We start from the raw sequence: 25,255 nt of genomic DNA on the forward strand, positions 1-25,255 counted from the left end.
GAGAATCACAGGGGATAGAGGTCGGCCAGAAGGTAGCGTTCTCCTCCGTCGGGGAGGATGGTCACCACGGTTTTTCCCTCCGCTTCTTCCCGGCAGGCCACCGATACCGCAGCGGCCAGAGCAGCGCCGGAAGAGATGCCGCACAAAAGACCCTCGGTGCGTCCCAGTTCCCGGCAAAGCTCCAAAGCGTCGGGGGTGCGCACCCTTATGATCTCGTCGATGAGGGGCACATTAAGGATGGGGGGCACAAACCCTGCTCCCAATCCACGGATGGCGTGGGAAGAGGGCAGACCGCCGGAGAGCACCGGAGAGTCGTTGGGCTCCACTGCCACCAGACGGCAGTCCATGCACCGGCTTTTGATGAATTCGCCACAGCCGGTGAATGTGGCTCCGGTACCGATGCCGCAGACAAAATAGTCCACCTGAGGCACATCCTGCAAGATCTCCGGACCGGTGCACCGGCGGTGGATCTCGCAGCCCTGGTCGTTTTCAAAGGGGGAGGGCATAAAGGCATTCAGTTCCTTTTGCAGCTGCCGGGCTTTTTCCAAAGCTCCCGGCAAACCCTCTCCACCTGGAGTGAGCACCACTTTGGTGCCATAGGCTTTCAGAAGCTGGGTGAGGGGAGGTTCCACCCCTTCCGGCATGACGATATAGGCCCGCAGGCTCAGAGCGGCGCAGGCCATAGCCAGGGAAATGGCGGTGTTGCCGCCGGTGGCTTCGATGACGGCACCACCAGGTGGGAGCTGTCCCTCCTCCATGGCGGCCAGCAGCATGGAAAACACCGCCCGGTCTTTCACCGAGCCGGTGGGGTTAAAGCACTCCAGCTTGGCTAGGATGGGGGTGCGGCAGCCGTAAAGGGCGCTGAGTTTTGTGAGACGCAGAAGGGGGGTGCGACCGGTCAGCTGAGCCACAGAATCGTAAACTGCCATAAAAATCCCCCTCCTTCTTGTGTAATTCTACTATTATTCTGAAATACTGGCAACTGCGGAAAAATATATTTAGAAAAAATGTAGAAAATCCAATTTCCAACTTGTTTAAAGTTATCAAAAATGTTAGAATACAGGTGTAAGAAAGAAAAGTAATTGGAGCCAGGGGGGTTTCAATTCTTTTTTCTATGTCGTCAAAGCAGAAGAAAGCTGAAAACGACGATTTTATTGCAGGAGGAATCGTTATGCACAAGAAGCTCTTTATCCCCGGTCCGGTGGATGTGCGTCCGGAAGTTCTGGCCAAGATGTCCACCCCCATGATCTCCCACCGCGGCAAGGCTGCCACGGAGCTGGGCAAGGATGTCTGCACCAAGCTGCAGAAGGTCTTCCAGACCAACAATGTGATCGTGCTGTCCACCACTTCCGGCTCCGGCCTGATGGAAAGCGCCATCAAGTGCTGCACCGCCAAGCGTGCCGCCGTTTTCTCCATCGGCGCCTTCGGCGACAGATGGTATAAGATGGCTGTGGCCAACGGCGTTCCCGCCGACAAGTTCCGCGCTGAAGACGGACAGGCCACCGATCCCAAGCAGGTGGACGAGGCTCTGGCCACCGGCAAGTATGACCTGGTCACCATCACCCACAACGAGACTTCTGTGGGTATCATGAACCCCATCAAGGAGATCGCTGAAGTTGTGAAGAAGTATCCCGATGTGGTCTTCTGCGTGGACACCGTCTCCTCCATGGGCGGCACCAGCATCCCTGTGGACGAGCTGGGCATCGACTTCTGCATCACTTCCACCCAGAAGTGCTTGGGCTGCCCTCCGGGAATGAGCGCAGCTTCCGTTTCCAAGAAGGCCTATGAGCGCGCCAAGACCGTTCCCAACCGCGGCCTGTATCTGGACATCGTGGAGATCTATGACAAGGTTGTCAAGGACGACAAGTATCAGTATCCCTCCACCCCCAGCGAGTCCCATATGTTCGCTCTGCAGGAAGAGCTGACCTACATGCTGGAAGTGGAAGGCCTGGAGAACCGCTATGCCCGTCATCTGGAGATGGCCGAGTATATCCGCGCCTGGGCTAGAAAGTATTTCGCCATCTTCTCCGATGAGAGATACCTGAGCCCCACACTGACCACCATCAAGAACACCCGTGGCATCAGCGTGGCCGACCTGAACAAGAAGCTGGCCGAAAAAGGCATTGAGATCTCCAACGGCTACGGCGATCTGAAGGAAAAGACCTTCCGTATTTCTCACATGGCTGACATGACCATGGACGACATGAAGCTGGTCACCTCCGCCATCGAAGAGGTCCTGGGCCTCTAAGCCATAGGGCAACCGAATAAAAAACAATATGCGGAAAGCAAGTGGCGAATGTTCTGCGTTCGCCACTTGCTCCATCCACCCCAATGAAAAAGGAGAATGCAATTATGATCCGTGTACTCGCTTCCGATGGGATGAACAAAGCGGCTGCTGCCGATCTGCGCGCCAAGGGTTATGAAGTTGTAGAGCAGTTCTATGAGCCTGAAGACCTGAAGAAGGAACTGGCCAACTATGATGTGCTGGTCGTTCGTTCTGCCACCAAGGTTCGTGAGCCCATCATCGATGCTGCTGTGGAAGCCGGCCGTTTGAAGCTGGTCATCCGCGGTGGTGTTGGCGTGGACAACATCGATGTGAAGTACGCCGAGAGCAAGGGCCTGAAGGTCACCAACACCCCCAAGGCTTCTTCCGACTCTGTGGCTGAGCTGGCTCTGGGCCATATGCTGGCCATGGCTCGCTATATCAGCATTGCCAATGTGACCATGCGGGAAGGCAAGTGGGAAAAGAAAAAGTATGAAGGTGTGGAGCTGGCTGGCAAGACCCTGGGCCTCATCGGCATGGGCCGTATCTCCCAGTCCATCGCCCGCAAGGCTGCCGCTCTGGGCATGAAGGTCATGTACACCGACATCTTCGAGATCAAGGGCCTGCCCGAAGAGTATGTGTGCGCCACTCAGGAAGAAGTGCTGAAGAACGCTGACTTCGTCTCCCTGCACATCCCCGCTGCCAAGGACGGCAAGCCTGTGATCACTGCCGAGCATCTGGCTATGATGAAGCCCACCGCTTTCATCGTCAACACCGCTCGCGGCGGCCTGATCGACGAGGATGCTCTGGTGGATGCTCTGGAGCAGGACAAGCTGGCTGGCGCCGCTCTGGATGTGTTTGCTAAGGAGCCCCTGCAGAACGAGCGCATCATGAACTGCCCCAAGATTTCCCTGACCCCCCATATCGGCGGTTCCACCAAGGAAGCTCAGGGCCGCATTGGCAAGGAGATCGTTGAGATCATCGAGAATTTCTTTAACAAATAAGGAGAGTACAAAATGGCAGTCGTAAGACCCTTCCGGGCGATCCGTCCCACCAGCGAACTGGCTGACAAAGTGGCGGCCCTGCCCTATGATGTAATGAACAGCGAGGAAGCCCGCCAGATGGTGGTGGGGAACCCCTATTCCTTCCTCCATGTGGACAAGGCGGAGATCGACCTGGATCCCTCCATCGACCACTATGACAAAAAGGTCTATGAAAAGGCCCGTGACAATCTGAACAAGATGATCACCGACGGCGTCTATATCCAGGACGAGAAGCCCTGCTTCTACCTGTACAAGCAGGTGATGAACGGCCGTCCTCAGGTGGGCATCGTGGGCTGCGCTTCCATCGACGATTACATGAACAATGTGATCAAGAAGCATGAGCTCACCCGGGCCGACAAGGAAGAGGATCGGGTCAACCATGTGGATTACTGCAATGCCAACACCGGCCCCATCTTCCTGACCTACAAGGCCAGAGGCGCCATCAATGCCATTGTGGAAAAGACCATGGCTCAGGCTCCTGTGTATGATTTCGTCTCCGACGGCGTGCAGAACACCGTTTGGGTCATCACCGATGAAGCCGACATCGAGACCATCGGCAAGGAGTTTGCGGCAGCTGGCGACCTGTATATCGCTGACGGCCATCACCGCTGCGCTTCTGCGGCCCGCGTGGGCAAGATGCGCCGGGAGCAGAACCCGGGCTACACCGGCGAGGAAGAGTTCAACTACTTCCTGGCTGTGCTCTTCCCCGATGAGCAGCTGTATATCATGGACTACAACCGGGTTGTCAAGGACCTGAACGGTCTGAGCGACGAAGAGTTCATGGAGAAGATGAAGGGCATGTTCCACATCAAGGAGTATTGCGGCGAAGGCCAGTACCGGCCCGAGAGCAAGCACACCTTTGGCATGTACCTGAACGACAAGTGGTATATCCTCACCGCTCATGGCGACATCTATGATCCCAACGATCCTGTGGATCAGCTGGATGTTTCCATCCTCCAGAAGAATGTTCTCGATCCCCTGCTGGGCATCAAGGACCCCCGCACCGACAGCCGTATCGACTTCATCGGCGGCATCCGCGGTCTGGGCGAGCTGGAGAAGAGAGTCCACGAGGGCATGAAGGTGGCTTTTGCTATGTATCCCACCTCCATCGAGGAACTGATCAACATCGCCGACGCTGGCAAGATCATGCCTCCCAAGTCCACTTGGTTTGAGCCCAAGCTGATGAGCGGCCTGTTCGTCCACCAGCTGTAAAAAGAAATCATTTCCCTCAAGGGAAATCAAAACTCCCGCCTGGAAACAGGCGGGAGTTTTTGCGTTTCGTTGACAAGATTATTTTTCTTGTGATAGGATGAAGAAAAAAAGAAAGGGGGGAGAACATGAAAATACTGCAAACAACGAAAGAGGATTTTTATGATTATAGAAATGGACGAAGCATACCGCTCCCTGGTGGTGCGGGATGTGGAAGAGGAATGGGTCGGCCCCTTGGTGGTGACCAGAGGACAGGTTTATGATACCCGGCATTGCCCCGGGCTGATCGCGGTGGAAGAGGGAAAGCTGACAGGCTATCTGCTCTATCTGCCTAAAAACGAAGAATGGGAGATCCTGGTGCTCCACGCCTTGGAGAAAAATCGAGGTATCGGCACCGCTTTGATTGACGCATTGTCCGAACAAATGAAGGCAGCCGGAGGGAAGGAACTTTCGGTGGTGACCACTAATGACAACATTCCGGCCATTCGCTTTTATCAGCGACGGGGATTTTCTCTGGGTGAAGTGGGATTCAACGCTTTGGAAGAGACACGAAAGATCAAGCCCGGTGTGCCTGAAATCGGATTGGAAGGGATTCGTCTTTCCCATGAGTTGGTGTTTTTCCGGCCTTTGTAAAAAAGGGGTGGCGATTCACCATATACTGGTTTCCTTGGATTTCTTGAGGGCAAATCGTGCTCATGCACGCTGCATCCCCAGTTTTGTATCGCTGAACAGTTCAAAATAATCATCACCGCAGCGAGCGAGGAGCAGTTTGTTGCGCTGGCCTCGTTGATAATATTCTGCGGCCCAATAATCGATGAGCATCCGTTCAGTGCAATATGGATTCTGGCTGTTGTAGATCTTCACCCAGGCCAGACCGGGCAGGCCGCTTCCAAACTGGGTTTCGTAAATCCAGCAGTCCAGCACCTGAAAGGCACCGGCGCATATTTGCCGGGTCCACTGCTTTTTTCGCTTATAGCTTTTTCCGATGGCGATCGCTCCCAAAGCTGTGGGAATGCCGATGAGTAAATTTACGATGATTGCCGGAGTTTCCATTGGATTCCATAGAAGAAAGGGCGGCAGCAGCATACTGAAGGCAATGACTCCGCAGAAAAACATCCAAAATCCCTGGATTCGCCGCTGGCGGGACAGTTCTTTCTTCACATACTGGCTGATCCGCTCTATTTCCTCCTCAGTGGGCGAGCGGAAGCCGGTCAATGCTGTTTGGGTGACCTGTTTCATGGGATAGTCCCTCCTTTTTGAACAGTGTGACTTTAAAAATAGAGGCGTCTGCGATTGGTGCAGGCGCCTCTGTTTTAAGTTGTGGGTTTTTCTGTTTTTTGCTGTTTTCTGGCATAGAGGCGCCGGAGCAAATACCGGGCCAGGAAGGCAGCCGCTGTGCCAAGCAGGATGCCACCCAGAACATCCGAAGGGTAGTGGACATAAAGATAAAGCCGGGAGAATGCCATGAGAGCGGTAAAGATGCAGGCAACGATCCCTGCCTTTTTGTGATAAAACAGCAAACTTACCGCTACCGCTGTGGCGCCGAAGGTGTGGCCGGAAGGGAAGGAAAAGTCCCTCAGCCGGGGCACCAGAAGCTGTGTAAAACCGTTGGCGTCATGAGGGCGGATCCGACCGATTAACGGCTTTAAGGTCAGATTTCCCGCCAGAAGGCAGAAGATCAGGGCCAGGGCGGCGTTGTGTCCTGCGCGGCGGGTTCTGGGAAAGCAGAGAAGCAGAGCGGCCACCAGAATATAGAACCAGCCGCCATTTCCCAAAATGGTGAACCGAGGGAAAAACCAATCCAGAAAGTCGCAGCGCAGATGCTGTATGGCATTCAAAATGCCATTGTCCAGAGAAAGAAGAAAGTCCATGTCCGCTCCTTAAAACAGTTGGATGGCGCCCAGCAGACCATAGGAGGCCACCGTCATGATGACACCGGCGGCAAAGACACCGGCGATAACGGCGGGCAATGCATACCGCATTTTCACATCCAACAGGGCGGCGATCAAAGAACCGGACCAGGCTCCGGTGCCGGGCAGGGGGATGGCTACAAACAGAAACAGGCCTACGGCGGAATATTTCTGCACTGTTACCTTATCGGCCTTTTTCATCAGCCGATCTTCCACTTTTTGTGTAAATCCGGCCAGCAGCCGGGTGGTTTTCAGCCAGGCGAAGATGGGCCGGGCCAGCAGGATCAAGAAAGGGACCGGCAGAATGTTCCCCAGGAAGGAGACCAAAAAGGCATGCTGCCAGGGGATGCCCATAGCGGCACCAAAGATGATGGAACCACGCAGTTCGATGAAGGGAATCATGGAAATGATGAAAAGCGCAAAGTCTTTACCACCAAACAGGAAAACATCAAAAATCCGCTGAATGATCTGATCCACAGTGTCTCTCCTTTAAAATCATGATGCCGCCCCGTTCAAGGGGTCGAATATAGCCATTATATAGGATAGATGGTGTTGATTCAACTGAGAATAAAAAATTTACATCTTCTTTCAATAAAGCTTCTGATAGAGATTGAAAAAGAAGCTGGGAGATGTTATACTAATAAACTATGGTGAAGTTACAAAAAAACCGCAGCGGTTTTTTCAGAAAGGAATCTTGCATATGAGCGATTTTGTGTTGAGCTGCTGCTCTACAGTGGATCTTTCCATGGAGCATCTGAAAAGCCGGGATATTCATTATATTTGCTTTCACTATTCCCTGAACGGGCAGAGTTATCCCGATGATCTGGGACAGACCATCCCCTTTGATCGGTTCTATCAGGCCATGGCCGATGGGGCGGAGACCAAAACATCCCAGGTCAATGCCGAGGAATATGTGGCCTATTTCACCCCTTTCCTGGAAGCGGGGAAGGATATCCTTCATGTGACGCTGTCTTCGGGAATTTCGGGCACCATCAATTCCGCCCATGTGGCGCAGCAGGAGCTGGCAGAAAAGTTTCCGGAGCGGAAGATCTTTATTGTGGATTCCCTGGGAGCCTCTTCTGGCTACGGCCTTTTGATGGATAAATTGGCCGATTTGCGGGATGAGGGCATGGGAGTGGAAGCACTGGCCCAGTGGGCCGAGGAAAACCGTCTGAATGTGCACCATTGGTTTTTCTCCACAGACCTCAGTTTTTATGTCAAGGGCGGTCGGATCTCCAAGGCTTCCGGCTGGTTCGGTACACTGCTCAACATTTGTCCGCTGCTGAATATGGACAATCAGGGACGCTTGGTCCCCCGCTTCAAGATCCGGGGAAAAAATGCCGTTATCCGTGAAATTGAAAAGAAGATGGAAGAATTTGCTCAGAATGGGAAGAATTATGATGGCAAATGCTATATCTCCCAATCGGCTTGCTATGAGGATGCTCGGGCGGTAGCCGATCTGGTGGAGCAGAATTTCCCCCATCTCAATGGCAAAGTGGAGATCAACAGCATCGGCACGACCATCGGCAGCCATACCGGCCCCGGCACTGTGGCTCTCTTTTTCTGGGGGAGCAAAAGGGGAAATTAATATTTTCATTTGGAAAGCCCGCCTGGCTCTGGCGGGCTTTTACTGTTTATTGATTTTTTGTGCTGTGCTATGCTATACTTTATAATCGAGGAAATATAGGGCGAAGCCCTTTTTGCATGACGCATCTCCTTCCGGGTTGGAGGTGCGATGGATCATTTTTGCCCGGGAAAGAGGAAAGGAAATGACAGAACAAAGTAAAATTCGTAATTTTTCCATTGTGGCCCATATCGATCATGGCAAATCCACGCTGGCCGACCGGCTGATGGAGGCCTGTGACGCTGTTTCCGACCGGGAGATGGAAGACCAGCTGCTGGACAACATGGATCTGGAGCGGGAACGGGGCATTACCATCAAAGCCCGGGCCGTGCGGCTCAATTACAAGGCCCAGGATGGGGAAACCTATGCCCTTAACCTGATCGACACCCCGGGCCATGTGGACTTCAACTATGAGGTGTCCCGCTCTTTGGCCGCCTGTGAAGGAGCCATTTTGGTGGTGGATGCCGCCCAGGGGATCGAAGCCCAGACCCTGGCCAACACCTATCTGGCGTTGGAGCATGATCTGGAGATCCTGCCGGTGCTGAATAAAATCGATCTGCCGGCCGCTGATCCTCAGCGGGTCAAAGGGGAGATCGAGGATATCATCGGCATTCCTGCGTTGGATGCGCCGGAGATCTCGGCCAAGATGGGGCTGAACATTCCGGCAGTGCTGGAGGATATTGTGCAGAATGTGCCTGCTCCCCAGGGGGATTCCCAGGCGCTTTTGCGGGCCTTGATCTTTGACAGCCAATATGACCCCTACCGGGGCGTCATTGTCTATTTCCGGATCATGGAGGGCACACTCTCCACCGGTATGAAGGTGAAGATGATGGCCACCGGCGGAGAATATGAAGTGCTGGAATGCGGTTATCTGCTGCCCATGGGCATGGGGCCCTGTGAGACCCTGACCGCCGGAGAAGTGGGCTATTTCACCGCTTCCATCAAAAATGTGAAGGACACCCGAGTGGGCGATACCATCACAGAGGCCGACCGCCCTGCAGCGGAGCCTTTGCCCGGTTATCGCCCGGCCCAGGCTATGGTGTATTGCGGCGTTTATACTGAGGACGGCTCCAAATATCCTGATTTGCGGGATGCGCTGGAAAAGCTCCAGCTTAACGATGCTGCTCTGTCCTTTGAACCGGAATCTTCTGCGGCCCTGGGCTTTGGTTTCCGCTGCGGCTTTTTGGGGATGCTCCACATGGAGATCGTCCAGGAGCGGCTGGAGCGGGAATTTGACCTGGATCTGGTGACCACTTTACCTTCGGTTATTTATGAGATCACCAAAACCGATGGTACAGTGGTGCGGGTGGATAACCCCCACAACTATCCCGATCCTGGTTCCATTGCCCTTTCCAAGGAACCTTATGCCAAGGTGTCCATCATTGCGCCGCCGGATTATGTGGGTAATATTATGCCTATGTGCCAGGAGCGGCGGGGCGAATTCAAAGATATGCAGTATCTGGATCAAAACCTGGTGGAGCTGCACTATCAGATGCCTCTGGGTGAGATCATCTATGACTTTTTTGATGCACTGAAAGCCCGCACCAAGGGCTATGCTTCCCTGGATTATGAAATGTCCGATTATCGGGAAAGTGATCTGGTGAAAGTGGATCTGCTGCTCAACGGAGAGCAGGTAGATGCTCTGTCCTTTATTGCCCATCGGGAAAAGGCATACAGCCGGGCCCGGCGGATCTGTGAAAAGCTGAAGGAAAACATTCCCCGTCAGCTGTTTGAGGTACCCATCCAGGCGGCCATCGGCGGCAAGATCATCGCCCGAGAAACGGTGAAAGCCATGCGGAAGGATGTGCTGGCCAAGTGCTATGGCGGCGACATCACCCGAAAGAAGAAGCTGCTGGAAAAGCAGAAAGAAGGCAAAAAGAAGATGCGGAGCCTGGGGAGTGTGCAGCTTCCCACCGAGGCCTTTATGGCAGTACTGAAGCTGGACGAAGAATAAGCACTTGGCCCGTGGCCTGAGCAGAGCGATGCTGCTGAAACAAAATAGCCCTGGTGAAGGCCAGTATGGCAGGCCGGACACCGGCCCTGGACGAAGAATAAGCACTTGGCCCGTGGCCTGAGCAGAGCGATGCTGCTGAAACAAAATAGCCCTGGTGAAGGCCAGTATGGCAGGCCGGACACCGGCCCTGGACGAAGAATAGGCACTTGGCCCGTGGCCTAAGCAGAGCAATGCTGCTGAAACGAAATAGCCTTGGTGAAGGCCAGTATGGCAGGCCGGACACCGGCCCTGCGGCCTGAACAGGGGAGAAAACGAGGAATTATGGGATTTCGCAAAAAACAGCTGCCCAAGCCGGCGATCCGGCAGAGCTTGGGTGTCTATATCCATGTACCATTCTGCCGGAAAAAATGCTCTTATTGCGATTTTTACTCCCGTCCCTGTAAGGATGAAAGTCTGATGGATCGGTATGTCCGGGCGGTGGAGCGGCATTTCGGAGACTACTTCCGGGGCAGCGAAAGTTTCGATATCGATACCGTTTATTTTGGCGGCGGAACCCCTTCCTTGCTGGGGAGCAAACGGCTGCGGCAGTTGCTCACCGCTTTGGAGAAAACCGGAGGCATTGCCAAAGGCGCTGAGATCACTGTGGAATGCAATCCGGAGAGCGTAGACAAAAAGATGTTCCGCGCTCTTTTCAAAGCAGGGGTCAACCGACTTTCCATGGGTGTTCAAAGTGCTCACGACGACGAGTTGTTGGCTCTGGGCCGTCTGCACACCTTTCAGCAGGCCCGTCAGGCGGTGGCCGAGGCCAAGGAAGCAGGATTTTCCAATATCTCTTTGGATCTGATCTACGGCTTGCCCGGTCAGACCATGGAACAGTGGAAAGATTCAGTGGAGCAGATCATCGCTCTGGAGCCCCAGCATATCTCTGCCTATGCTCTCAAACTGGAAAAAGGTACGCCGCTGTATGAAGAAAATCCGGAGCTGCCTCCGGAGGATGTGCAGGCCGATATGTACTTTTACGCAGTGGAACGGCTGGAGCAGGCGGGATTTGAGCAATATGAAATCTCCAATTTCGCCCAAAAGGGTTATCGTTCCCGGCACAACAGCCGTTATTGGGATTTGTCCCAGTATCTGGGCTTTGGCCCTTCGGCCCACAGCTTTTTCGGCGGCCGCCGCTTTTCCTTCATCGCCGATACCCAGGGATATATTGACGGTGTGGAGGGCAACGGCCCGCTGCTGGAGGAAGCCGAGGAAGTGGCCAGTTTCCATCGTCATGGGGAATACATCATGCTGAAACTGCGTACCACCGATGGGGTGGATGAAGAGGAGTTTTACCGTCGTTTCCGGCTGGAATTTACGCCCTATGCCCAGCGGCTGAGCAAATACATCCAGGCCGGCTACTGCCAAAACGAAGGAGGGGTGTGGCGGCTGACACCCAAGGGAATGATGGTGTCCAATGCGATTTTGACCGATGTGCTGGAAAGCGAACTGCTGTAAACCTGCTAAAAAGTCAAGCCCAAATTAAAAGAAAAGTTATAGGCAGGAAAAGGGCATAGCAAAACAGAGACGGCAAAGAGAAAATGAAAAATGGGGAAGAGGCTTGAAAAAATGAAGGATCAACACCGACGGGAAGGCTATGGTCTGCGGATCGTGCTGATGCTCCTGGGGCTGTTTCTGTGTGCCTTGGGCAGCGTGATCACCATGCGGGCCAATCTGGGCTTTACGCCATGGAATGTATTCCATCAGGGCATTCACAATGTGACGGGCATCACCATCGGCACCGCCAATACTTTGGTGGGAATGTTTATTTTGTGCATCGATCTTTTGCTGCGGGAGCGGATCGGATTGGGCAGTATCTGCAATATGCTGCTCATCGGCCCCTTTACCGATTTTGTCATCTGGACCGATGTGCTGCCCACCATGGACACCTGGTATACCGGTCTTTTGATGTTGGTGGCCGGTATGATGGTGGTGGGTTTCGGCACTTATCTTTATATCCGTTCCCAGTTCGGCGCCGGTCCCCGGGACAGTCTGATGGTGGCCACGGCACGGAAAACCCATTTCAAGCCTGGTTATTGCCGTATCGCCATCGAAGCCACTGTCACCCTTCTGGGCTTCTTTATGGGCGGGCCTGTGGGCCTGGGCACTCTGGTGGGCGCCTTTGGTCAGGGCTTGTGCCTTCAGTTGATCTTCCAGCTGACCCGCTTTAAGCCCACTGAGATCCGTCATGAGAATTTTGTGGACCTGTGGCGTAACCTGAAAAATGGACAGGCCGCTGGAAAGAAAATCGGATGAGGAAATTATATTCAAAACCGTCTGCCCTTTGGCAGACGGTTTTTTGCTGCGTGTACAATATGAAATTTGTAAACAAAAATATAATTTGCGAAAATAGTTATATAAATATCTTGACAAAAATTGAAATTGGGTGCATCATAAGCATGAGGAAAGCACAGGAGGTGCAAAATGAAAAAGACATTATATAGCCTGATGCTGTCGGAGGATGTGGTACGGGCGGTGGATGAACGGGCCCATCAGTTGGGTCTGAGCCGTTCGGGACTGGTCAACCAGATTTTGGCCCAAAACCTTTCCGTGGCCACCCCCGAGAGCCGGATCAACGATATTTTTCAGCAGATGGAGGCCTTGATGGCCCCGGTGAAAGAACTGGTGCCTTTTTTCGCACCCAATTCTCCCACCATGTCCCTGAAATCCAGCTTGGCCTATAAGTACCGGCCTACGGTGAAATATGAGGTGGAGCTGAGCCGGGGTGGGGAAGGAAAGCTGGGGGATCTGAGTGTGGTGTTCCGTACCCAGTCGGCCCAGCTCATCGCCGATATGACCGACTTCTTCCGCCTGTGGGTGGGCATCGAGAACGCGCACCTGGCTCCCTTGCTGGGGGCCCGGCTGGAATGTGCCCTTTACGAAGGAAAATTCCTGCGGCCCATTCCCCTGCCACGCAGCCGGAATTGCTCGGCCCAGGACATCGCCCAGGCCCTTTCCCAGTATGTGCAGCTGTTTGACCGGCTGCTGAAAGGATACCTTTCCGGGGATCTTTCTCCCCAGGATGTGGAAAAGGCCTATTGCGAGGATCTGAAAACCAGAACACTGTACCTTTAAAAATGAGGTGAAGAACAATGAATGCCAATCGCTATACACAGAAAACACTGGATGCCATCCGCACAGCCCAGCAGATGGCCCAGGAAAATCAGAATCAATATGTGATGCCGGAGCATCTGTTGTATGCCCTGGTGGATCAGGACGGCGGGCTCATCGGCTCGCTTTTGCGGAAGATGGGTGTGGATCAGGATGGCCTTGTGGCCCAGCTGGACACCATGATCGGGAATCTGCCCAAGGTCACCGGCAGCAACACCCAGGTGTATGCCGCGCCGGAAACCAGCCAGGCCTTGGATTTCTCCGAGAAGATCGCAGAGAAAATGGGCGACGGCTATGTATCGGTGGAACATCTGATGCTGGCCCTGTTGGACAAAGGCCCGGCTTCCTTGCGGAAGATGCTCTCTTCCCGGGGCGTGACGAAAGATCGGTTCACCCAGGAACTGGCCAAAGTAAAAAGCGGCCCGGTGAATTCCGACAACCCGGAGGACACCTATGACGCTTTGCAGAAATACGGCACCGATCTGGTGGAGCGGGCCCGCAGCCAGAAGCTGGACCCGGTGATCGGCCGGGATACTGAAATCCGCAATGTGGTGCGGATTCTGTCCCGGAAAACCAAGAACAACCCGGTGCTCATCGGCGAGCCTGGCGTGGGCAAGACGGCCATTGCCGAAGGGCTGGCCCAGCGGATCGTCCGGGGAGATGTGCCTGAGGGTTTGAAGGACCGGACAATCTTTTCCCTGGATATGGGTGCCCTGATTGCCGGTGCTAAATACCGGGGCGAATTTGAAGAGCGGCTCAAGGCCGTGCTGGAACAGATCCGCAAATCGGAAGGCAAGATCATCCTGTTCATCGATGAGCTGCATACCATTGTAGGCGCTGGCAAAACCGAAGGCAGCATGGATGCAGGCAATTTGCTCAAGCCCATGCTGGCCCGGGGTGAGCTGCACTGCATCGGCGCTACCACTTTGGACGAATACCGGAAATACATCGAAAAGGATGCCGCTTTGGAACGCCGGTTCCAGCCGGTGATGGTGGATGAACCCACAGTGGAGGATACCATTTCCATTCTTCGTGGCCTGAAAGAACGGTATGAGGTTTTCCACGGCGTGCGCATCCACGACAATGCCCTGGTGGCGGCGGCCACGCTATCCCATCGGTACATCACCGACCGTTTCTTGCCGGACAAGGCCATTGACCTGGTGGACGAAGCCTGTGCCATGATCCGCACTGAGATCGACTCCATGCCAGCTGAGCTGGACGACCTGCGGCGGAAGATCATGCAGCAGGAGATCGAGGAAATGGCCCTGAAGAAGGAAGAAGATCAGCTGTCCAAAGACCGTCTCCAGCAGCTGGCCAAGGAACTGAGCGAGGAGAAAGACCAGTTCAATGCCATGAAAGCCCGCTGGGAGGCCGAAAAGAGCGGTGTGGATCGGGTGAAAGAGCTGAAGAGCCAGATCGAGCAGATGCATGGTCAGATCGAGCAGGCCCAGAACAACCTGGAATACGAAAAGGCCGCCAAGCTGAAATACTCCGATCTGCCTGCGCTGGAAAAACAGCTCCAGCAGGCTGAAAGTGAAAGCGAAAAGCACACCGAAAATACTCTGGTGCACGACACCGTCACCGAAGGGGAGATCGCCGACATTGTAGCCAAATGGACCGGTATCCCGGTAAGCCGTCTGATGGAAGGAGAACGGGAGAAGCTGCTGCACCTGGACGAAGTGATCCACAAACGGGTGGTGGGCCAGGATGAAGCGGTGCGCCTTGTCACCGAAGCCATCCAGCGTTCCCGGGCTGGCATCGCCGATCCGGGCCGGCCCATCGGCAGCTTCCTGTTCCTGGGCCCCACCGGTGTGGGCAAAACCGAGCTGGCCAAATCTCTGGCCGATTGCCTCTTTGACGATGAACACAACCTGGTGCGCATCGATATGACCGAATACATGGAGAAATTCTCGGTGTCCCGTCTCATCGGTGCCCCTCCGGGATATGTGGGGTATGACGAGGGCGGCCAGCTCACCGAAGCAGTGCGCCGCCAGCCCTACAGTGTGGTGCTCTTCGATGAGGTGGAGAAGGCCCACCCCGATGTGTTCAACATTTTGCTTCAGATCCTGGACGACGGCCACATCACCGATAGCCAGGGCCGGAAGGTGGATTTCAAAAACACCATTATCATCCTCACCTCCAACCTGGGCAGCCAGGAGCTGTTGGGCGGCATCAGCCAGGACGGGGAGATTTCCGAAGGGGCGAGAAATGCCGTGATGAGTCTGCTGAAGCAGTCCTTCCGTCCGGAGTTCCTCAACCGCCTGGATGAAGTGGTACTCTTCAAGCCTTTGACCAAGGAAAACCTGACAGGCATCATCGACATTCTCATGGCCGGTCTGAAAAAGCGGCTGGCGGATAAGACCCTGGCCCTGGAAGTGACCGCAGAGGCCAAGGATTTGCTGATTCAGCGGGGGTATGATCCCATCTATGGCGCCCGGCCTTTGAAGCGGTATCTGCAAAGCAGTGCCGAGACGCTGATCGCCAAATCCATCCTGCGGGGCGACCTGCCTGCAGGCAGCACTTTGGTGCTGGATGTGGAAGATGGAGAGCTCACCTGCCGGAAAAAGTAAAGAAAAAAGGACCCGAGAGGGTCCTTTTTTTAAGCTGTCGAAAACCTGTATCGCAAACAAAGAGGGTTTTCCCTACCTTTCATCAATCCGCAAAAAGCCGCGACCTGTGCGTGGCTTTTTGCACTTCTCAAGGGGCAAGTGTGCGCCAAAGGCGTGCATGCAGCCCCTTGCAAAAATTCGAATAAGTGGCCGGAGGCCACTTATTCGATATGCTCAAAGGATCCGAGAGGGTCCTTTTTTTATGTGCGAAAAGACGGAAAAGACCAGGGAGAAAGGGTATGGTAAAGGAAAGGGCCGGAGAAAGGAGGGAAGATAAGCCGGCCTGGAAAGGAGGAGAAAATGGATATACAGTATAAGGCCTGTGCACCGGAAAATTATACCCGGGGCCGGAAAGAGCCTGTTCGCTACCTGGTCATCCACTACACGGCCAACGATGGAGATACCGCCCGGGGCAATGCCGCCTATTTTGCAAGGGAAAACGGGGGACATACATCGGCCCACTATTTTGTGGATGAAAAGGAGGTGTGGCAAAGTGTAAAAGAGGGGGATACTGCCCATCACTGCGGGGCCAAAAGCTATCGCCATCCCCATTGCCGCAACCATAACAGCATCGGTATTGAACTGTGCAGCCGGAAAGGGGAAGGGGGATATGTTTTTCTTCCCCAGACGGTGGAGCGGGCCGCTTTGCTCACCCGTTCGCTCATGGAAAAATACGGCCTGGGGCCGGAACATGTGCTGCGTCATTACGATGTAACGGGAAAAAACTGCCCGGCCCCCTTTGTGGAGCAGCCGGAAGCATGGGCAGATTTTCAGAACAGATTGCAAGAGGAGGAATGGGAAATGGAACTGCCTGCATGGGCAAAAACGACCTATCATTGGCTGGAAGAAATGCCGGATTGGGCTAGAAGCTCGGTGAGCAAGGCCGTGGCCCAGGGCGTGATCGACACCAATGAGGACAACTCGGTGACCCTGCCTGGTCTGAACCTTCAGACCATTGTGTGGATGGACAGGGCGGGATTACTGGACAAAAAGGAGGGATGATGGATGGATAAACTGTTGGAAGTGAAAAAAACGGTCACCGCTTTGATGGCGGCTCTTTCGGCCTTTTTGGGCTGGATGGGCTGGCTGGTGGTGCTCTATGCCGTGAGCATGGGCATCGATTATCTTACCGGCAGCGCTCTTGCGGCCAAAAACGGAGACTGGCAAAGCCAGAAGGCCCGGGAGGGGCTTTGGCACAAGGCCGGCAGCATCCTGGCAGTGATCGTGGCCGCCTTGGCCGATTTTCTGCTGGGATTGGTGCTGAAAAACCTGCCTTTGCGTTTGCCGTTTACCTATACCGTGCTTTTGTGTCCGGTGGTGCTGGTGTGGTATATCCTCACCGAAATGGGAAGCATTGTGGAAAATGTGGGAGAGATGGGGGCGAAAGTTCCCGCTTTTCTCAAAAACATCATTGCAGTGCTCCATACCGGTGTGGAAGAAAGTGGGGATAAGCTGGTGGGGAAAAAATAAAAAACAGGCGCGGAGCATAGTGAAGTGACCCCCAAAAGTTAGACAATATTTTGAAGTAAAAATTGTTCAAGCAGCCGAAAGGGCTTGCTGTCTGTGAATTGCAGGCGGCAAGCCCTTTAGCTTTGCCTTGATCCTGTGGTTGTTGTAGTAGTCCAGATACTCAATGAGCTCCTGTTTGAAGTGCTCCATGGACTGAAATTCCTGCAGATACAATAGTTCACTTTTGAGCAGCCCAAAGAAATTTTCTATCACAGCATTGTCCAGACAGTTCCCCTTACGGCTCATGCTCTGCCGGATGCCTTTCTCTCGGAGCATCCGTTGATACTGTTTATGTTGGTACTGCCAGCCCTGATCAGAATGGAGAATCAGGTTTGTTCCGGCCGGGATCTTTGCAAACGCCTCGTCCAGCATGGTGGTTACCATGCTGAGCACAGGACGATCCGATATGGTGTAACTAACCAGATCGTTGCTGTGCAAATCGAGAATCGGGGACAGATAGAGCTTTTCTCCGAACAGGCTAAACTCCGTCACATCCGTGACCCATTTCTGATTCGGCTTTTCGGCGCAGAAGTCCCGATTTAGCAAATTTGGTGCAATTTTGCCTACTTCTCCCTTGTAGGAGCGATACTTCTTCATCCTGACACGGCAAACTAAGCCCAACTCCTTCATCAGCCGCTGGACAGTCTTGTGGTTCAGAAAGAATTTACGCTTGCGAAGCTCTGCCGTGATCCGGCGATAGCCGTACCGACCCCTGTTTTCGTGGTAAATTGCTGCGATTTCTTCCTTAACAGATGCATATTTGTCTTCTCTCTGCATCTGCTTCAAATGATAGTAGAAAGATGCACGGGGCAGTTGAGCGATTGAGAGCAGAATACTGAGTGCGTGTTTTTGCCTTAGCTTTTGAACTACCAGCGTTTTTTGTGCTGGCGTCGCTCGTCTTCCAAAACCAAGGCTTGCAAGTTTTTTAGGTATTCATTCTCCGCACGCAGCCGCTGAACCTCTGCCAGCAGATCTTCTTCTACATCCTTTGGCAGATGCTTTGGCGGACGGCCTTTACTTTCGCGGCCGCGCCGTTCGATGGCGAACCCTTCCGGCCCTTCTTCCAGGTAGATTCGCTCCCATGATTTGATTCGATCTCTGCTGTTTACCTCAAATCTACGGCAGGTTTCGCTGTAACTCAATTTCTCTTTCTGCATGGTTTCAATCACCAGTTTTTTGAATTCCGGCGTATATCGTTTATTTGGTACTCCTTTTGGCATAGCAAAACACCCCACTTGTTAGATAGTATACCATACTGTCTAACAAATGGGGTGCAGTTCATTTTCACTCCCGGGCCTGTTTTTTTATTCTTTTCGGTATTTCTTGGGGGTGAATTTCTGTTTGGCCAGGCGTTTGGTCATTTCCAGCTGGTTTTCCAGGCTGGCCCGCAGCAGCTGGCGGGTTTCCTCGTCCAATGGCTCGCCGTCGAACATCAAACCATCTCCGGCCTCTTCCAGCATGGCCAGGGTTTCCGACAGCTTTTGGGCCACATCCCGCACCGGCGGATCGTCCGGTAGGGGAGCCTGCCCCGGGGCCTCCACCAGCTGGGCCTTGGTAATGCCGAAATATTGGGCCAGCAGCTGGATTTTGTCAATGCGGGGATAGGCATTGCCGCTGATCCACTCGCACACGGTGGAATAGGGCACTTGCAAAGCGCTGGCGATTTCCTTGCGGCTGACGCCCAGCCGGGCCATTTGCCGTTTGATGTTTTCACCCATGATTTTTTTATTGCCCAGATCGTTCATACAATCAACCCCTTGGTGCAATTATACGATATTATCGTATGAACTGCAAGAGGACAATGAAAAAATACGATTTAATTGTTGACAAAACGATTAAATCGTATTACAATAAATGCAAGATCAGAAAAGGAGTGAAGAACAGATGGCATTGACATTGCGTGCGGCCCGGATCAACAAGGGCCTGAGCCGTCAGGAGGCGGCAAAACTGCTGGGGGTGGGGGTTTCCACCATCGGCAATTACGAACGGGGCGTTTCCTATCCCGATGTACCGGTGATCCAAAAGATGGAGCAGGTGTACGGTGTACCTTATGCGGAGATGACCTTTGGAGGAACCCAGGAGGGAAAAAAGGATGGAGGAGAGTAAACAACTGCTTTTTCAGGCAGCAACATTGTGGGAACATATCGGGGAAAGGCGGCTCTATGTGGGCCCGGAAGGAATGATGGTGCCGCCGGAAACCTTTTTTGATGCGTTTTCCTATTGGGAGGACGGCGGCCAGCAGCTGGAGGACGGCCGGCGGCTGCTCCATACCAAACTCCAGGGAGTGCCGGTTTATTGCTGGGGCAAGGTGAGTTGAGTCCTTGGGGAAATCATTGCAATCTCGTTTTTCCCTTGCTACAATCAAAGCAAAGGAAAAGGGAGGAATGGCTATGGAAACACTGCATTTTGCCCATATCAGCGATACCCACCTCACCTGTGGAGGAAGCAGCCCCTTCATGCAGCGGGTGGCCCGGGAGGTTCGGGACCCCTGGGACAATCTGAAGGACTGCCTTTGTCAGCTCCAGGGGAAAGCATTGGATTTTGTGCTGCTCACCGGCGACCTTGTCCACGAGGGAGAGGAAGAGGACTATAAGGCGCTGAAAAGATTGCTGGAGGAAAAACTGCCGGGAGTTCCTTTGTGCTGCGCCATGGGGAACCATGACCATCGCCTGGCCTTCCGACGGGGGTTTTTGGGAGAGAATACAGAGGACGCCGGTCCCTATCTGGCCTACACCCAGGTGAAGGGATTGGGTATTATTACATTGGATTCCCCCTACCTCCATGGGACAGACGGCACACTGCCTCCGGATCAGCTGGAATTTTTGCGCAAGTCTTTGGAGCAAAAAACGCCCCGGGGAAATATTGTCATTCTCCATCATCCGGTGGTAGGCCAGCAGCCCTGGGGGCCTATGGAAGCGCCGGAAGAATATTTTGAGCTTTTGGAAAATGGAAAGGTGCGGGGCGTTTTTGCCGGGCATCTCCATTGTTCCTTCCACGGCTGGCGGGGAGGCGTGCCCCATTACACCGCCGGTTCTCTGGCCTTTGGCATCGATATGGAAGAGCACAGAGCGGTGTATACCGACCAGTGGTGCTATCACCTGTGCCGCATGGAGGGGGACGGAACTGTGTCCTTCTGGCCGGTAGCCCTGTCACCTAGTCGTCAGGTGCTCCAGATAAAACCTATGGGATCATGAAAAAAGATTCCTCGGAAATTTCCGAGGAATCTTTGAGCGTGTCGAAAAAGTGGCTTAGGCCACTTTTTCGAGTTTTTGCAAGGGGCTGGCGGAGTGCCTCCGCTCCCATACTGCGCTCCCGCGCCGGGCCGGTTGTACGCAGAAAAGCAAAGGAAGTATGGCCGTCCGGACACCGGACCAGCGGGGCGCCCCGCCCTTGAGAAGTGCAAAAAGCCACGCACAGGTCGCGGCTTTTTGCGGATTTATAGGGGTAGGGCGGACGACCCTTTTTGTTATATAGGTTTTTCGACAGTCTGCTTTCTTTTTGTCCCATCAAACCGCCTTTTGTTGACAAGGCCCCGGGGGCGGTGTAAACTAAAAAATGAATACATGGGCCTTTGTGGCTCTGAACCCAGGAAAGGGGAAGACCGATGAAGGCTCTTTTCAAGAAAACCTCCGGCAGTGCCGGGGCCGATTGTTGGCTGTTGGCCCTTCTGCTGGCGGCATTTTTTTTGTTCCAGCTGCCTCGACTGGATCAAGCGCCTTGGGAAAATTACGATAGCTGGCGCCAGACCGATACCTATACCATTGCCCAGAATTACGCCCGGCTGGATATGAATCCCCTGCGGCCCCAATTCAATTACGACGGGCCTGGGGACAACTATGTACAGCTGGAACTGCAGGTGATGCCCTATCTATCGGCTTTGCTGTTCAAGGCAATGGGGCGGGAGCCCTATTGGGTGCCCAGGCTGATCAGCCTGCTGTTTTTCATGGGTTCGGCGGTGTTTTGCTATGGCATTGGCCGCAGATTGCTGAAAAATCGTTGGGCGGCTTTTGGGGCTTTTGCTGTTTATCTGGTCATGCCCATCAGCTTGCTGTACAGCCGGGCCATCATGCCGGAAGCGGCAGCGTTGTTTTTCTATACAGCTGCCATCTATTTCTTCCTCCGCTGGTATCAGGGCGGAGGAGGGGGCGCTTTGGCACTCTCCGGGGTGATGATGGGCTTGGCCATTATGGAAAAGACGCCGACAGCTTTTGCCGGGCTGATGATCCTGGTGCTCTTTTTCAAAAAAAGAGGGCTGCGCAGCTTTAAAGACCCCATGTTTTATGGCTATGGAGCGCTGTCTTTGGGCCTGCCTCTGCTTTATTATTGGTATGCCGGACAGGTGGCCACCTTTACTTTTGTATCGGGGATCGCAGAAAAGCACATTTTGAAAAGTGCCTTCACCGCCATATTCACTTCCCAGGCATGGGAGTTTTTCCAGCGGGAAATGCCCTTGTTTTTCAGCTGGCCGGTGCTGATTGGAATGGTGCTGGGAGTTTTGTGCTGCCTGAAGCGAAAAAACCTGCCTCTTCTTCTCTGGACGCTGTCCATGGCGTTGGAGACCGCCACCATTGTGGCCGTCATCCGGTTCGGATATTATATGGTGTTTCTGGCGCCGCTGTTTTCCCTTTTGTGCGCCGCTTTGCTGCTGGAGGTGGGAAAAGCGATTCCCAAAGCCGGAGCGGTGCTGGGGTGTGTGCTGTGCGCCGCCGTATTTTATCACAGCCTGACGGTAGCCTGGCCCATGGCGTCTGTCAATGAGACCATTACCGCCCAGGCTCAGGTGATTCAGAAGGTGACCGATGAGGAAGATGTGCTGGCAGTGGCCTCGTCGGATCCGGTGCTGCTGGGCGCTTGCCAGCGCATGGGCTATCGGGCCAATCTCCGGTATTACGACTATATTCCGCAAGAGCCGGAAGAGGAGCTTGCCTATTTCCTGGGCCATGGCGTTCGGTATTTTGTGGTTCCGGGCGGCGTGATTCCGGGGGAAGATGGGGAAGAATACCTGGAGCTGCTGCAGACCCAGTATCCTTTGGTGTACCAAGGGGAAGAATGTTTGATTTTTGACCTGGAGGGGAAAGTATGATGGCACAACTGCGGGGGGCTTACGAAAAGCTGCCCCCGATTTTGAAATATCTCCTGATATCCATTTTTGTCACGGTGGTGGATGCGGCCATTGTGTGGGTGCTGTCCATCCGCATGGGGGTAGGGCTGGGGATCGCCAACACCGCAGGGGTGGTAGTGGGTCAGGTGATCCACTATGGTCTGGCTTCCGGCCAGGTGTTTGACATGGAGTTCGGCACAGTGGGAGCGGTGATTTATTTCGGCACCTTCCTGCTGGGACTGCTTTTGGCCAACTGGATCATCACCACTGTCTTTGCCCTGTGCCAGGGGATGATGGGGAAAAATCTGGCCTTTCTCGTTTCCAAAGGATGTTCCATCGTGGGACCGTTTTTCGCCCTCTATTTCCTGCGGAAAGGTTTGTATGCTTGTGTGAAAAGGAGAAGAAGCAAATGAATACATTGTTTGCCTGCCTGCCCTGTTATAACGAAGAAGAGAACATCATTCCTCTGACCCTGGGTTGGCTGGAGCAGGAAGAGGTTCTGAAAAAGGAGGGATTTTCCCTTCAGGTGGTAGCCATCGACGACAAAAGCACCGACAGCACAAAGGAAAAGATCAGCCAGCTGGAGCGGGAACATCCCCAGGTGCATCTGGTGGCCCATGAAAAGAATATGAACCTGGGCGGCGGTGTCAATACGGCGGTGACCTATTTTCTCCAGCACGGCGTGCCGGGAGATTTGTGTGTGTTGATGGATGGGGACAACACACATGACCCTAAGTATGTCCATTCCATGATCCAGGCGGTGCGCCGGGGAGCCGATGTGGTCATTGCTTCCCGTTACCAGGGCGGCGCCGAGGTTCACGGTGTGCCCCGTCACCGGCTGTTTCTCAGCGATGGGGCCAAGCTCTATTATTCCCTCATGCTTCGGGTGCCCAAGGTGAAGGACTACACCTGCGGCTATCGGGCCTATACCTACCAGAGCCTTCAGCGCGCCCGGAAAAAATACGGGGACAAGCTGATCACCCAGCGCTCTTTCGCCTGCATGATGGAGCTTTTGTACAAGCTCTACCGCAGCGGCTGCCGCTTTGACGAAGTGCCGTTCTCCCTGCGTTATGACAACAAAGGCGGGGAAAGCAAAATGCGGGTGCTGCGCACCATGAAGGACAGCCTGAAAACCGCCTGGCAGCTGCGTCGAGGAAAAATCTGAAAAGTGCAAAAAAGATCCGGCCTCATGGCCGGATCTTTTTTGGCCCTTTCGGGGCCAGTGAAACAATATGAGAAACAGAAAAGAGAGATGAAAGGGAAAAGAGTGTGAAGCGGGAGGGGGGATCCCGCAGGGGGTTGTTCTCTTCACCCTGATCACAGTTTATATTCTAACGATCAAATGTAAAGAGTGCATACACTTTTTTTAAATAAAATTTGAACAATCAAACTTCTTCATGGGGAAGCATATCAAAGAGCTTGTAAATGTCCCCTGCGCCCATGGTGAAGATCAGATCCCCCGGGCGGGCCTGCCGGCGGATGAATTCCGCAGCTTCGGGAAGGGTGGGGGTGAAAACGGCGCCGGGAATCCGATCGGCCAGGCTTTTGGAGGAGATATGGTTTACATTGGTCTCCCGGGCGGCATAGATCTCGGTGAGCACGGCGATGTCCGCATAGGAAAGGGCTTTGGCGAACTCTTCAAACAGGGATTGGGTACGGGAATAGGTGTGGGGCTGGAATACACAGATCACCCGGTCATAGCCCATGCTTTTGGCCGTTTTCAATGTGGCGATGATCTCGTCAGGATGGTGGGCGTAATCATCGTAGATCACAGCTCCCTGGAAGGTGCCTTTCCGCTCAAAGCGCCGGCCTACGCCGGTATAGCCGCCCAAACCAGCGGCAAAGGCTTTGCCGGAAACGCCCAGGGCATGGCAGGCTGCAGCGGCAGCCAGGGCGTTTTTCATGTTGTGTTCTCCAGGCACCTGAAGGGTGGCCCGGCAGTAAAATTCTCCAAAGCAAATGATATCAAAGGAATAATACCCCAGGTTCACTTCCACATTCTGGGGATATACATCCCAGCGGGGTTCCAGACCAAAGCGGATGATCCGCCGATTGCAACCGGTTACGGCTTTTTCCACATGGGGATCTTCGCCGTTGGCCACCACCAGACCTTCCTTCTCCGGCACCAGACAGGCAAAGCGGTGGAAGCTGTGGATGATATCATCGGTGCTGCTGAAAAAGTCCAGATGATCCCGTTCGATGTTCAGCAAAATGGCGATGGTGGGCAGAAAGCTCAGAAAAGAGTTCCGGTATTCACAGGCCTCAGCCACAAACAGATCCTTGGCGCCGATGCGCAGGCTGCCGCCGATCATGGGCAGCTCGCCGCCCACCATGACGGTGGGGTCCATATGTGCGCAAAGGAGCACCTCGGTGAGCATGGAGGTGGTGGAGGTTTTGCCGTGGGTACCGGCCACGCAAAGGGCGTGGTTGTAGCCTTGCATCAGAAGGCCCCAGGCCTGGGCCCGTTCCAGAACGGGAAGGCCCCGGCGATGGGCTTCTTCAATTTCCGGGTTGGAATCGGGAACGGCGGCAGTGCGGATGACCAAAGCGGCATTCCCCAGCTGCTGGGCGCTGTGGCCGATGTAAACGGTGATATCTTGGCGGCGGAGCATGGCCACGGCGGGGGAGTGATCCCGATCACTGCCCTGGACGGTGGCGCCCATCTGCTGAAGAAGGCGGGCCAAGGCCCGCATGGAGACGCCGCCGATGCCGCAGAGATGAATGACTTTGTGCTCTTCGATCAGTTGTTTCAGGTGCTGATAGTTCATATGTTCTCATCCTATTCACCCTGCCCAGGGCAGGGATGGAGTATTTTTTAAAATGAAAAGGCAAGCCAGAAAAGAAAGGGACTGGCATAGTCCGTTTTTGCGTTCAGGCAGACTC

At 54.0% G+C, this 25,255-nt stretch carries 26 protein-coding genes; 18 read left to right on the forward strand and 8 right to left on the reverse strand.

Going from position 1 to position 25,255, the window contains the following annotated elements; translation table 11 throughout:
• Positions 1–5: 5 nt before the first annotated feature.
• Positions 6–929 carry a PLP-dependent cysteine synthase family protein gene (locus KQI26_RS10270; protein WP_216504340.1) on the reverse strand — a complete coding sequence of 308 codons (924 nt, stop codon included), beginning with the start codon at positions 927–929 and terminating at the stop codon, positions 6–8.
• A 242-nt stretch (positions 930–1,171) separates the two neighbouring features.
• Here KQI26_RS10270 and KQI26_RS10275 point away from each other — a divergent pair, with 242 nt between their 5' ends.
• The 4 genes from KQI26_RS10275 to KQI26_RS10290 all read left to right on the forward strand — a co-directional run bounded on the left by KQI26_RS10275 (position 1,172) and on the right by KQI26_RS10290 (position 5,148).
• On the forward strand, positions 1,172–2,248 hold the full coding sequence (locus tag KQI26_RS10275) for an alanine--glyoxylate aminotransferase family protein (RefSeq protein WP_216504341.1): 1,077 nt from the start codon (positions 1,172–1,174) through the stop codon (positions 2,246–2,248).
• 104 nt (positions 2,249–2,352) lie between these two features.
• On the forward strand, positions 2,353–3,267 hold the full coding sequence (locus KQI26_RS10280; RefSeq protein ID WP_216504342.1) for a D-2-hydroxyacid dehydrogenase: 915 nt from the start codon (positions 2,353–2,355) through the stop codon (positions 3,265–3,267).
• A 12-nt stretch (positions 3,268–3,279) separates the two neighbouring features.
• A complete protein-coding gene (locus KQI26_RS10285) occupies positions 3,280–4,518 on the forward strand; it encodes a DUF1015 domain-containing protein (protein ID WP_216504343.1) in 1,239 nt (412 codons plus the stop codon).
• Positions 4,519–4,677: 159 nt separating this feature from the next.
• On the forward strand, positions 4,678–5,148 hold the full coding sequence (locus KQI26_RS10290; RefSeq protein WP_216504344.1) for a GNAT family N-acetyltransferase: 471 nt from the start codon (positions 4,678–4,680) through the stop codon (positions 5,146–5,148).
• A gap of 60 nt (positions 5,149–5,208) precedes the next feature.
• Here KQI26_RS10290 and KQI26_RS10295 read toward each other — a convergent pair whose 3' ends face one another.
• The 3 genes from KQI26_RS10295 to KQI26_RS10305 all read right to left on the reverse strand — a co-directional run bounded on the left by KQI26_RS10295 (position 5,209) and on the right by KQI26_RS10305 (position 6,902).
• Positions 5,209–5,754: a hypothetical protein gene (locus KQI26_RS10295; protein WP_216504345.1), complete on the reverse strand. Its 546-nt coding sequence runs from the start codon at positions 5,752–5,754 to the stop codon at positions 5,209–5,211.
• A 74-nt stretch (positions 5,755–5,828) separates the two neighbouring features.
• The gene (locus KQI26_RS10300; RefSeq protein WP_216504346.1) at positions 5,829–6,386 is read right to left on the reverse strand and encodes a phosphatase PAP2 family protein; all 558 of its coding nucleotides are present in this window, start codon (positions 6,384–6,386) and stop codon (positions 5,829–5,831) included.
• Between the two features lie 9 nt (positions 6,387–6,395).
• Positions 6,396–6,902, reverse strand: coding sequence for a COG2426 family protein (locus KQI26_RS10305; protein WP_371744127.1), 507 nt, complete (start codon positions 6,900–6,902; stop codon positions 6,396–6,398).
• Between the two features lie 223 nt (positions 6,903–7,125).
• Between KQI26_RS10305 and KQI26_RS10310 the strand changes: the two genes are divergently transcribed.
• From KQI26_RS10310 to KQI26_RS10345, 8 genes are all read left to right on the forward strand, one after another.
• Positions 7,126–8,013, forward strand: a complete 888-nt coding sequence (locus KQI26_RS10310) for a DegV family protein (protein ID WP_118748472.1) — start codon at positions 7,126–7,128, stop codon at positions 8,011–8,013.
• A gap of 181 nt (positions 8,014–8,194) precedes the next feature.
• Entirely contained in the window at positions 8,195–10,003 is a 1,809-nt protein-coding gene (lepA, locus tag KQI26_RS10315; protein WP_216504347.1) for a translation elongation factor 4, read from the forward strand.
• 321 nt (positions 10,004–10,324) lie between these two features.
• Positions 10,325–11,500, forward strand: coding sequence for a radical SAM family heme chaperone HemW (hemW, locus tag KQI26_RS10320; RefSeq protein ID WP_177614507.1), 1,176 nt, complete (start codon positions 10,325–10,327; stop codon positions 11,498–11,500).
• A 111-nt stretch (positions 11,501–11,611) separates the two neighbouring features.
• Complete coding sequence (locus tag KQI26_RS10325) at positions 11,612–12,298, forward strand: YitT family protein (protein ID WP_177614504.1); 687 nt, start codon at positions 11,612–11,614, stop codon at positions 12,296–12,298.
• Positions 12,299–12,466: 168 nt separating this feature from the next.
• Positions 12,467–13,117 (forward strand): hypothetical protein, encoded by a 651-nt coding sequence (locus KQI26_RS10330; RefSeq protein WP_216504348.1) that lies wholly within the window; start codon positions 12,467–12,469, stop codon positions 13,115–13,117.
• 17 nt (positions 13,118–13,134) lie between these two features.
• Positions 13,135–15,723, forward strand: a complete 2,589-nt coding sequence (clpB, locus tag KQI26_RS10335) for an ATP-dependent chaperone ClpB (protein ID WP_216504349.1) — start codon at positions 13,135–13,137, stop codon at positions 15,721–15,723.
• 339 nt (positions 15,724–16,062) lie between these two features.
• Positions 16,063–16,764 carry an N-acetylmuramoyl-L-alanine amidase family protein gene (locus KQI26_RS10340; RefSeq protein ID WP_216504350.1) on the forward strand — a complete coding sequence of 234 codons (702 nt, stop codon included), beginning with the start codon at positions 16,063–16,065 and terminating at the stop codon, positions 16,762–16,764.
• Between the two features lie 3 nt (positions 16,765–16,767).
• A complete protein-coding gene (locus KQI26_RS10345; RefSeq protein ID WP_118748483.1) occupies positions 16,768–17,232 on the forward strand; it encodes a holin family protein in 465 nt (154 codons plus the stop codon).
• A gap of 66 nt (positions 17,233–17,298) precedes the next feature.
• On the opposite strand, the gene KQI26_RS10350 is transcribed toward KQI26_RS10345, so the two are convergent.
• The 3 genes from KQI26_RS10350 to KQI26_RS10360 all read right to left on the reverse strand — a co-directional run bounded on the left by KQI26_RS10350 (position 17,299) and on the right by KQI26_RS10360 (position 19,016).
• The gene (locus KQI26_RS10350; RefSeq protein WP_216504365.1) at positions 17,299–18,204 is read right to left on the reverse strand and encodes an IS3 family transposase; all 906 of its coding nucleotides are present in this window, start codon (positions 18,202–18,204) and stop codon (positions 17,299–17,301) included.
• Positions 18,138–18,491 carry a helix-turn-helix domain-containing protein gene (locus KQI26_RS10355; protein WP_216504351.1) on the reverse strand — a complete coding sequence of 118 codons (354 nt, stop codon included), beginning with the start codon at positions 18,489–18,491 and terminating at the stop codon, positions 18,138–18,140. Before KQI26_RS10355 ends, KQI26_RS10350 begins: the two co-directional genes overlap by 67 nt.
• A gap of 84 nt (positions 18,492–18,575) precedes the next feature.
• Positions 18,576–19,016: a helix-turn-helix transcriptional regulator gene (locus tag KQI26_RS10360; protein ID WP_118428525.1), complete on the reverse strand. Its 441-nt coding sequence runs from the start codon at positions 19,014–19,016 to the stop codon at positions 18,576–18,578.
• 139 nt (positions 19,017–19,155) lie between these two features.
• Between KQI26_RS10360 and KQI26_RS10365 the strand changes: the two genes are divergently transcribed.
• The 6 genes from KQI26_RS10365 (at position 19,156) to KQI26_RS10390 (ending at position 23,537) form a co-directional block, all read left to right on the forward strand.
• Positions 19,156–19,377, forward strand: coding sequence for a helix-turn-helix transcriptional regulator (locus tag KQI26_RS10365; RefSeq protein ID WP_253292794.1), 222 nt, complete (start codon positions 19,156–19,158; stop codon positions 19,375–19,377).
• Entirely contained in the window at positions 19,364–19,588 is a 225-nt protein-coding gene (locus KQI26_RS10370) for a hypothetical protein (RefSeq protein ID WP_216504352.1), read from the forward strand. The genes KQI26_RS10365 and KQI26_RS10370 overlap by 14 nt, the downstream gene beginning before the upstream one ends.
• A 73-nt stretch (positions 19,589–19,661) precedes the next feature.
• The gene (locus tag KQI26_RS10375) at positions 19,662–20,465 is read left to right on the forward strand and encodes a metallophosphoesterase (protein ID WP_216504353.1); all 804 of its coding nucleotides are present in this window, start codon (positions 19,662–19,664) and stop codon (positions 20,463–20,465) included.
• A gap of 410 nt (positions 20,466–20,875) precedes the next feature.
• A complete protein-coding gene (locus KQI26_RS10380; protein ID WP_216504354.1) occupies positions 20,876–22,354 on the forward strand; it encodes a glycosyltransferase family 39 protein in 1,479 nt (492 codons plus the stop codon).
• Positions 22,351–22,785, forward strand: coding sequence for a hypothetical protein (locus KQI26_RS10385; RefSeq protein WP_253292795.1), 435 nt, complete (start codon positions 22,351–22,353; stop codon positions 22,783–22,785). Before KQI26_RS10380 ends, KQI26_RS10385 begins: the two co-directional genes overlap by 4 nt.
• Positions 22,782–23,537 carry a glycosyltransferase gene (locus KQI26_RS10390; RefSeq protein WP_216504355.1) on the forward strand — a complete coding sequence of 252 codons (756 nt, stop codon included), beginning with the start codon at positions 22,782–22,784 and terminating at the stop codon, positions 23,535–23,537. Before KQI26_RS10385 ends, KQI26_RS10390 begins: the two co-directional genes overlap by 4 nt.
• Positions 23,538–23,757: 220 nt before the next feature.
• On the opposite strand, the gene murC is transcribed toward KQI26_RS10390, so the two are convergent.
• Positions 23,758–25,140: a UDP-N-acetylmuramate--L-alanine ligase gene (gene murC / locus KQI26_RS10395; RefSeq protein WP_118428519.1), complete on the reverse strand. Its 1,383-nt coding sequence runs from the start codon at positions 25,138–25,140 to the stop codon at positions 23,758–23,760.
• Positions 25,141–25,255: the final 115 nt, after the last annotated feature.

This window comes from Intestinimonas sp. MSJ-38 (assembly GCF_018917925.1).
Lineage (GTDB): Bacteria > Bacillota > Clostridia > Oscillospirales > Butyricicoccaceae > Pseudobutyricicoccus.